Source organism: Rhizomicrobium sp. (assembly GCF_056722145.1).
Map to the genome: position 1 here is coordinate 1 of NZ_JBWZET010000044.1, position 9,211 is coordinate 9,211.

The 9,211-nt window shown below is 63.9% G+C and carries 9 protein-coding genes and 1 pseudogene; 5 read left to right on the plus strand and 5 right to left on the minus strand.

Annotated features, from left to right (window positions below; translation table 11 throughout):
- The 3 genes from AC1P6P_RS02685 to fabI form a co-directional block, all read right to left on the minus strand.
- Positions 1–505 (minus strand): hypothetical protein (locus AC1P6P_RS02685; RefSeq protein ID WP_481400891.1); only part of this gene is annotated, 505 nt, incomplete at its 3' end.
- A gap of 17 nt (positions 506–522) precedes the next feature.
- On the minus strand, positions 523–1,611 hold the full coding sequence (aroC, locus tag AC1P6P_RS02690; protein WP_481400892.1) for a chorismate synthase: 1,089 nt from the start codon (positions 1,609–1,611) through the stop codon (positions 523–525).
- 16 nt (positions 1,612–1,627) lie between these two features.
- Positions 1,628–2,449 (minus strand): enoyl-ACP reductase FabI, encoded by an 822-nt coding sequence (gene fabI / locus AC1P6P_RS02695; RefSeq protein WP_481400893.1) that lies wholly within the window; start codon positions 2,447–2,449, stop codon positions 1,628–1,630.
- Positions 2,450–2,658: 209 nt separating this feature from the next.
- Here fabI and AC1P6P_RS02700 point away from each other — a divergent pair, with 209 nt between their 5' ends.
- Both AC1P6P_RS02700 and AC1P6P_RS02705 read left to right on the plus strand, forming a co-directional pair.
- On the plus strand, positions 2,659–3,321 hold the full coding sequence (locus AC1P6P_RS02700; protein ID WP_481400894.1) for a CHASE3 domain-containing protein: 663 nt from the start codon (positions 2,659–2,661) through the stop codon (positions 3,319–3,321).
- 89 nt (positions 3,322–3,410) lie between these two features.
- Entirely contained in the window at positions 3,411–4,091 is a 681-nt protein-coding gene (locus AC1P6P_RS02705; RefSeq protein WP_481400895.1) for a CHASE3 domain-containing protein, read from the plus strand.
- A gap of 205 nt (positions 4,092–4,296) precedes the next feature.
- Here the strand turns inward: AC1P6P_RS02705 and AC1P6P_RS02710 are convergent, their stop codons facing one another.
- A complete protein-coding gene (locus tag AC1P6P_RS02710) occupies positions 4,297–5,253 on the minus strand; it encodes a DnaJ C-terminal domain-containing protein (protein ID WP_481400896.1) in 957 nt (318 codons plus the stop codon).
- A 65-nt stretch (positions 5,254–5,318) separates the two neighbouring features.
- On the minus strand, positions 5,319–5,897 hold the full coding sequence (locus AC1P6P_RS02715) for a tetratricopeptide repeat protein (protein ID WP_481400897.1): 579 nt from the start codon (positions 5,895–5,897) through the stop codon (positions 5,319–5,321).
- Positions 5,898–6,002: 105 nt separating this feature from the next.
- Between AC1P6P_RS02715 and pdxH the strand changes: the two genes are divergently transcribed.
- The 3 genes and pseudogenes from pdxH to AC1P6P_RS02730 form a co-directional block, all read left to right on the plus strand.
- Positions 6,003–6,629, plus strand: a complete 627-nt coding sequence (gene pdxH, locus AC1P6P_RS02720; protein WP_481400898.1) for a pyridoxamine 5'-phosphate oxidase — start codon at positions 6,003–6,005, stop codon at positions 6,627–6,629.
- Between the two features lie 198 nt (positions 6,630–6,827).
- On the plus strand, positions 6,828–8,699 hold the full coding sequence (locus AC1P6P_RS02725; RefSeq protein ID WP_481400899.1) for a methyl-accepting chemotaxis protein: 1,872 nt from the start codon (positions 6,828–6,830) through the stop codon (positions 8,697–8,699).
- A gap of 286 nt (positions 8,700–8,985) precedes the next feature.
- A pseudogene (locus AC1P6P_RS02730) lies at positions 8,986–9,211 on the plus strand (hypothetical protein); the annotation flags it as partial.

Here is a 9,211-nt window from a genome sequence, read left to right on the forward strand (position 1 = left end):
GTACCAGAAAGGCGTGAAACCAGTGTTTGGTGGTGTAGGCGGCGATCAGCGAAAAGAAGAAGTATACCCCCAGGAAAATCGCATTGGCCGACGTCGTCATGTGACCGACCAGCACGAAATCCTTGAGGAAGGTCGCTAGCACCGTCGCCGCCAGCATGCCGAAGAACCAGCGGCTGTTGCCGTAATAGGCGGCGCGCATGTCGAACGGACCTTGTTCCGGCACATCGGGCAGCACCACGCCGGCGGCGAGGTACATCAAGGTGATCTGCAACACCACCGCGCCGTACATCGCAAAATTCCAATGGGCGAGATCGCGCATGGCGAACATGCCCCACCAGGCCTGCGCCACGATCAGGATCATCAGCGCGCCCCAGGCCATCGCCGGCCAGTAAAATTTGACGCGATGACGGGCGTGGATCAGGTCGCGGAAATCCTGCAGCACCTCGGTGAGGGCGAGGCCGATAACGACGGAAAACAGCACCGAAAGAAAATCGAACGTGCTCATCGGCCCCCCGACAAACGTTATCCGATCTGGCCCCGATGTCTCAGGGCGTGGTCGGCCAGCGTGATCGCCATCATCGCTTCGCCGATCGGCACCGCGCGGATGCCGACGCAAGGATCGTGACGGCCTTTGGTGAAGACTTCAGTTTCGGCGCCGCTGACATCGATCGTCTGCTTCGGCGTCAAAATGGAGGAGGTCGGCTTGACAGCAAAGCGCGCCACCACCGGCTGGCCGGTGGAAATGCCGCCCAAAATGCCGCCGGCATGGTTGGAGAGGAATACGGGTCCCGCCCGCATCTCATCGGCATTGTCTTCGCCGGTCAGCGCCGCGGCGGCGAAACCTTCACCGATCTCGACGCCTTTGACAGCGTTGATGCTCATCAAGGCAGAAGCGAGGTCGGCATCGAGCTTGCCATAGATTGGCGCACCCAATCCGGCGGGAATGCCTTCGGCCACCACTTCGACGATGGCGCCGACCGATGAGCCTGCCTTGCGCACGCCTTCGAGATAGCTGGTCCAGGCGTCCACCACTCCGGCATCCGGGCAGAAGAAGGGATTTCGCGCCGTCTCGGCCCAATCGAAGCGGGCGCGATCGATTTTCTCGGTGCCAACCTGGACGAGGGCGGCGCGGATTTTCACCGCACCATAAAGATGGGCGAGGACTTTGCGCGCCACGGCACCGGCAGCGACACGGGCGGCGGTCTCACGGGCGCTGGCGCGGCCAGAGCCTTTGTAGTCGCGCACGCCGTATTTGGCGAAGTAGGTGTAGTCGGCGTGACCGGGCCGGAACTTGTCGCGGATATCGGCGTAGTCCTTGGAGCGCTGATCGACATTCTCGATCAGCAGTGCGATCGGCGTGCCGGTGGTGAGCGGCGCGGCCATCCGCTCGTCCTGGAAGACCCCTGAGAGAATCTTCACCGCGTCCGGCTCCTGGCGCTGGGTGACGAATTTGGATTGTCCGGGACGGCGGCGGTCAAGATCGGTTTGGATCTCGGCTTCGGTCAGGACAATGCCGGGCGGACAGCCGTCCACCACACAGCCCAGCGCCGGTCCGTGGCTTTCGCCGAACGTCGTGACCCGGAACAGATGGCCGAAGGTGTTGAACGACATGGCCACTCCTTGACGATCACTCTCCGGGCTTGGCGACGGTGATGTCGGGTGCGTCCGGATTCTTCATGCCGACGACGTGATAGCCGGCATCGACGTGGATGTTTTCGCCGGTGATCGCCTTGCCGAGGTCGGAGCACAGGAACATCGCGGTGTCGCCGACTTCCTTGGTCGTCACCGTGCGGCGCAAGGGGGTGTTGTTCTCGTTCCACTTCAGGATGTAGCGGAAATCGCCCACGCCCGAAGCCGCCAGCGTCTTGATCGGACCGGCCGAAATCGAATTGACGCGGATCGCCTTCTTGCCGAGGTCTTCGGCCATGTAGCGCACGCTCGCTTCCAGCGCCGCCTTGGCCACGCCCATGACGTTGTAGTGCGGCATCACCTTTTCGGCGCCGTAATAGCTGAGCGTGACGAGGCTGCCGCCGTTCGTCATCATCTTCTCGGCGCGCTGGGCGACCGCGGTGAAGGAGAAGCACGAGATGTTCATCGTCAGGGCGAAATTGTCGGCGGTGGTGTCGACGTAGCGGCCCTTGAGCTGGTCCTTGTCGGAAAACGCGATGGCGTGGACGACAAAATCGAGATTGTCCCACACCTCGGCGAGTTCGGCGAAGGCGGCGTCGAGCGACTCCGGCTTGGTCACGTCGCAATCGATCAGCGCCGCCGGGCTCAGCGGCTCGACCAGCGGCACGACGCGTTTCTTGAAAACGTCGCCCTGGTAGGTGAAGGCCAGCTCTGCGCCTGCCTCATGCAGCGATTGGGCGATGCCCCAAGCAATCGAATGCTGGTTGGCGACACCCATGATCAGGCCGCGCTTGCCCTTCATCAGGCCGTCAACAGACATTTTATCCTCCACATGAATCCGACTCTAAGCTCTTGATCCCACTTGCCCCGAAACGGCGGCGGAAAGCAAGATGGCGATCGTTAACCCGACCGCGCCGCGTTGCCCCCTCAGGGCATCCGAAAAAGATAAATTAAATCAATGGCTAAGGGTAACTTAAGGTTTGCCGGGGCAGGATCGCGGCGGACTTGCGGGGACGTATCGTGGTTAGCGTGACGGCAACTGACGCGGGCGCGGCGGCAAAGCATCAGTATTTGCGCGAGCTTGGCCTGCCCATCATGTTCGGCGCGGTTGTGCTGCTGGTGTCGGCAACGCTGTTGCTCGGCGCCAACATATCGGCCCTGCGCGGCAACCTCACCTGGATCGACCACGCACAGCAGGTGCTGAACCATCTCTCGAAGCTCGAAGCTGCCGTCCTCAGCGAGGAGATGACGGTGCGCGGCTACGCCCTGACCGGCGACACGCGCTTTCTCACCTATCACGAGGGCGAACGGATGCGCGCCAGTCGCGCGCTCGCCGCTCTCGACCGCCTCGCCGGGGCCGAGGGCTATCGCGCGGCCGAGTTCCAAGCCATCGACCAGAATGTGCGGCACCACACCGAGCTGTTCAACCAGCTGGCGGTGGATCGCCCGGACCATGTCGCGGTCGTCGGCCACGCCATCCTCGATCCGGCGGTGCGCGAGAACATGCGCCTGACCCGGCTGGCCCTTGAAAACCTGCGCGAGGCGGAATTGAAAGACCTCGGCATCCGCCAGCGCGAGATCACCAATCAGCTCGGCCGCGCCTTCTTCCTGGCAGTCGGCATCATCCTGACGGCGTTCCTGCTCGGCGGGGTCGGGGTCTGGGCCGCCCAGTTGGGGCCGCAGAAGCGCTGAGGCTAATCAAACCTTAATCGAACCGGGGCCACAGTGGCGGCTGCAATCTGCGTTCACGGATTGCGCGGATGTCGGTCGGGGATGCGCCTATGGCTGCCGGCAAGCGGATACGGTTCTGGGATTTTCTCGAACGGGGACTGCTGCGCGAGCTCGGCGTGCCGGCGCTGGCGGCCTCACTGGTGCTGTTCGTCTCGGCGATGACGCTGCTCGGCGCCAATGTCTCGGCGCTGCGCTCCGCTTATGCCCAGGTGCAGACGACCAATCAGGCGCTGCTCGAAATGGCGATGATGAATTCGGATATCCTGCGCATCGAAATGACGGTGCGCGGATATGCACTCAGCGGCGATCCGGATTATCTCGTCTGGCAAAAGATGTCCGAGGACACCATCGACACCCGCATCGCCACCTTCGACAAGCTGGTGCGCGACGATCCCGATGAGTTGCGCGATGTGACGAAGCTGAAGACGCTGCTCGCTTCCCATCGCGCCTATTTCCGTGCCATGGCGCAAATGGTGCCGACCAACCGCGACCGCGTCGTCGCCGAGATGGTCGACTACTCCAAGAAGGTGAAGCGTCGCCCGATCGAGGCGCTGCTCAGCGACATGCGCGACGACGAGACCCGCCGCCTCGCTACCCAGCAGCACGAAGCCGAAACGCGCGTCGTCGCCGCCTATCGCTATGCCATCGGCCTGTCTTCGATCGCGCTGCTGCTCGGTGCCATCGGCTTTGCCCTGATCCTGTCCGACCGCCGGGCCGGGCGGCGGCACTGAAGCGGAACTGCGTCCTCGAATCGTCGTTGCGCCGCCAGTGTTCGGCGAAGGCTTTCAGGTCGCCGGTGCGATCCTGGCCGGCTGACTTTCGAATTGAGCCGCAACGACGTTTGATTGACGCGATAAATCAAATAATATCAATGTGTTACAGGTGTTGGAATTTACAACAGGTACAGTTGGAATGTAAGATGTCCGCTGAATACCGCTACTTCCTCGGATCGTAATCGTTCCGCCAGTGTTCGGCGAAGGCTTTGAGGTCGGGGTCGGTGCCGTCGGGCAGGGTGACGATCAGGCGGACGTAGAGATCGCCGGTGCGTTCCTGGCCGGCACCGGGAATGCCTTTGGCCTTGAGCCGCAGCACCTTGCCCGAGTTCGAGCCGGGCGGAATCGACAGGGTGACCGTGCCCGAGAGGGTGCGTACCGGCACCTTGCCGCCGAGCACCGCCTCTTTCAGCGTCACTGGCAGGTCGATCTTGAGGTCGCGGCCGTCGCGGGTGAAATAGGGGTGGGGCGCGACCGTGACATGGATCAAGACATCGCCCGGCGGACCGCCATTGCGACCGGCGCCGCCCCGGCCCCTGAGCCGGATGAGCTGGCCGTCTTTCAGGCCGGTCGGGATGTGGACGTCGATCTGCTCGCCGTTCGGCAGCACCACCCGGCGGGTGCCGCCGTTGGCCGCCTCTTCGAAACTGACCGTGGTCTGGACCTCGAAATCCTGGCCATGCTGCGGCTGGGCGCGGCGACCGCGTCCGCCTCCGGCGCCGAACAGGTCGGCGAACAGGTCTTCGGGCCGGAAGCCCTCGCCACCGCCGCCCGGCTTGTCGCCGCGGCCGGCCCAGGTGAAGTGGAAATCGCCGGGACCGCCGCCGGGGCCGCCTTGGCCCCCGCCCTGGCCGAAAGGAAAGCCCTGCTCGAAGCCGCCGTGCTGGCGCGGATCGAAGCCTTTCGGATTGCCTTGCGCGTCGATCTGGCCGCCGTCGAACTTGGCGCGCTTTTCCTTGTCGCCGACGATATCGTAGGCGGCGCTGACCTCCTGAAAGCGCTTCTTGTCGCCGCTTTTGGTATCGGGATGATACTTCTTGGCGAGCGTCCGAAACGCTTTCTTGATTTCGGCTTCGCTGGCGGTCTTGGACACGCCGAGCACGTCATAAGGGTCGCGCATTCTATCTCCGGAAGTCCCCGAGTCGGGAGGACTGCCTATTATATAGGGATCGGTTTCAAGTCCTGTTAATGGCCGGGGGTGGTCGGCGGCAAGGGGCTGGCAGTGGGCGGTGCCGCAGCGTCGAGTTCCTTCAGCCGCTGGATCGCTTCGGGCAGGCCGGCGGCGGCGGCAATTTCGTAAAGCTGATGCGCTTGCTTGAGGTCCTGCGGCACTGCCTTGCCCTGATCGAGGATTTTGGCCAGTTCCAGGGCGGCGATCGGGTGGCCCTCGTGCGCGGCGCGCGCCAGCCACGGGACGGCGCCGGCCGGATCGGGCGGGCAGCCTTCGCCGTTGAGGATCATCTCGCCGGCATCGGCCTCAGCGGTGACCAGCCCGACATCGGCCGCCTGCAGCATCTTGCGCAGCGCCGCTTTGGGGTCCTTGTCGACTCCCTGGCCCTTGCGCAGCATCAGCGCGACGTTGCGCAGTGCGGCGAGGTCGTATTCGTCGATCCTGCCCCAGGTCTTGTAGGCGGTCTTGAAGTCGCCGGCGTCGTAGGCCTTGAGCCCGGCATCGAAGGTGGACTGGATTTCGTCGTGACTGGGGCTGGCACAGCCCCCGATCAGGACCGCAAACACCACCACGAGGAAAAATGACGCCCGCATGCCGCCAAAGTAGTGCGCCGGCGCCCTGGAGTGAAGCAGTTTTCCGTCAGATTCCGTGATGTCCGGCGCTTTGCGTCGGCAAAATGAAGGTGCTACGAGGTCGCCATGAGCGAAATCGGTGGACCTTTGGATGACGGCGGGATTGCGCCAGTACGCGATCCCTTTGAAATGTTTACGGCCTGGATGAAGGACGCGGAAAAGACCGAGCCCAACGAGGCCAATGCCATGGCGGTGGCGACGGCGGACGCCGACGGCCATCCCAACCTGCGCATGGTGCTGTTGAAGGCCGTCGATCCGCGCGGTTTCGTCTTCTACACCAATTTCGAAAGTGCCAAGGGCCGCGAGCTCGGCGTCAATCCGCACGCGGCGCTGAACTTCCATTGGAAGACGGTGCGCAAGCAGGTGCGGGTGCGCGGACCGGTCAGCGTCGTCTCGAACGAAGAGGCCGACGCGTATTTTTCCAGCCGCGCCAAGGACAGCCAGATCGGCGCCTGGGCCTCGGCGCAGAGCCGGCCGATGGAAGGGCGCTGGGTGTTCGAAAAGGAAATCGCCAAGTACGCGCTGAAGTACGGTCTCACCAAAGTGCCGCGTCCGCCGCACTGGTCGGGCTATCGCGTGGCGCCGCTGGAGATCGAGTTCTGGCGCGACCGTCCGTTCCGCCTGCACGACCGGCTGGTCTATCGCCGCGACACCATCGAGGCGCCGTGGCAAACCGTGCGGCTTTTCCCTTAAACAAGGGCCGGCAGCGGCACGCGCGGCGGTCCGTACGAACACTTATGCGGACAACTACCTAGCTTCGCGAAATCGGCGCTTTTTCAATATCTTGCGTGTACGGACGATCGCGAGCGGCCCGGCGCACCGCTCCGGGTATACGCTTGATCAATGTTGTAAGCGCCAACTGATCCCCGAAACGGAAGGCGGGGACCGGCGATGTCCGACTATTGCGGCAACTATTCGGTGCGGGCGAAAGTCGCTCTCGTGATGGCTGTTGTGCTTATCGCCGCCGCCGCGCTCGGACTGTTTGCGGTGCGCGAGCTGTCGTCGGTCAATTCCAATGCCGCCGACATCCGCAACAACTGGCTGCCCTCGACGCGCATCCTCGGCGAACTGAACTATTCGGTCACGCGGCTGCGCTCGGCGCAGGCCACCACGCTGATGTTCGATCCCGGCCCCAAGCAGGACAAGCAGATCGGCCGCGTCGCCATGTATTACGCCAACATCGACAAGGTGATGGCGCACTACCTGCCGCTGGTGAGCAGCGACGAGGAAAAAGCCGTCGCGACGCGCATTCAAGAGGCGTTCGCCACCTATCGGCCGCAGTACGAGCACGCCATCGCGCTGGCGCGCAGCGGGCAACGTCAGCAGGCGGCGGACTATTTCATCGGTCCGATGCGCGACCAGTTCGAAATTCTCAACACGGCGGTGAACGACGACATCGCGCTCAACACCAAAGGCGGCGTCGCGGCGGCCGACCTCAGCCAGGCGACCTTCGACACCGCGCAGATCTGGATCTACGTCGCCATCGGATTGACGCTGGTGATGTGCGCGATTGCGACCTGGCTGTTGACCCGCTGCGTCTCCCGCCCGCTGGTGGAAATCACCGGCGCCATGGGCGAACTCGCCGCCGGCCATCTTACGACCGAAGTGCCGCACGCCGAGCGCCGCGATGAAATCGGCCAGCTCGCCGGCGCGATGACCGCATTCAAGAACCAGCTCGCCGCCGCCGAGCGCGCCAAGGCCGAGCAGACAGAACTGATCGTGTCGAGCGTCGGCGCCGGGCTCGAACGGCTGTCGAAGGGCGACCTCACCCATCGCATCAGCGCCGACCTCACCGGCCCGTTCCTCAAGCTCAAGAGCGATTTCAACGCCACCATCACCACGCTCAGCGACATGGTGCAGAAGATCTTCGCCTCGTCGGGCCAGATCGCCACCGGTGCCGGTGAAATCTCCAACGCCGCCGACGATCTGTCGCGCCGCACCGAGCAGCAGGCCGCCAGCCTCGAGGAAACCGCGGCGGCGCTGGAAGAAATCGCGGCGACGATGAAGAAGACCGCCTCCAACACCCGCGAAGTCGACAGCGCCATCACCACCGCCACGGCGGCGGCAAAGCAGGGCGGCCAGGTGGTGGAAAGCGCCACCAGGGCGATGGATGCCATCGCCCAGTCCTCGCGCGAGATCACCGACATCATCGGCGTGATCGACGAGATCGCGTTCCAGACCAATTTGCTGGCGCTCAATGCCGGCGTCGAAGCGGCGCGCGCGGGCGAGGCCGGCAAGGGCTTTGCCGTCGTTGCGTCCGAAGTGCGGGCGCTGGCGGGGCGTTCCGGCGAGGCCGCCAAGAAGATCAAGACCCTGATCAACACCTCGGGCGAGCATGTTGCCGGCGGCGTCAAGCTGGTGGGCGAATCCGGCAGCGCGCTGAAGCGCATCGTCGATCAGGTGCAGCATATTTCCAGTCTCGTCAGCGAAATGGCGGGCGCCGCAGAACAGCAGTCGAGCGGCATCCAGCAGGTCAACGCTGCGGTCGGGCAGATGGATCAGGTGACGCAGCAGAACGCCGCCATGGTCGAACAGTCCACTGCGGCCTCGCGCAATCTCGCGAACGAGACCGACCTCCTGAAGGAATTGGTTTCCTTCTTCCAGGTCGAAACCAGATCGGCGGCGGCGGTCCTCCAGGGCTCCGCACAGTCCCGGACCACAGCGCAAAGCACCCAGCTGCACCCCCCCGCAGCCCCGCGCCGGACCGCCGCCGCCGTCCCCGCTCGCCAGGCCGCGACCGCCGAAGAGTGGTCGGAATTCTGAACGGCGCCGCCAGCGCCCAGCACCGCCATCGACACCGAATTTAAAGCGCAACGCGTAGATACAGAGAGTGGGATGGAGACGGCATCAGAGACATTGAGCGTGGCGCTTGGTGCGTCGTGTCTGCGCGCAAGAGTTGAAACGCGGTCGCCAATGCGGAAGCGCCCTACGCGCGCACGGAATTCTAACCCATTTCGGGGAGTGATGACGATCGTAAGTGGCGCAACGTAATAAATTTATAACAGTTCTGGCTTGATGCTGGCGAACGCCAACGAGGACCTGCCCAATCATGACACGGCTCAACGATTTTTCGGTGTCGTCCAAGGTCATCGGCGCCTTTGCCTTTGTGCTGGTGGCGACGCTGGCGCTTGGATTGTTCGCCAACCTGCGGCTGCAGGAAGTCGACACCCGCGCCCAGGAGCTTGGCCATCGCTGGCTTCCCGACACCCAGCAGCTGGCGCAGCTTCAGTATAGCGCGACCCGCTTCCGCTCCTGGCAGGGTGCCGTGCTGATGT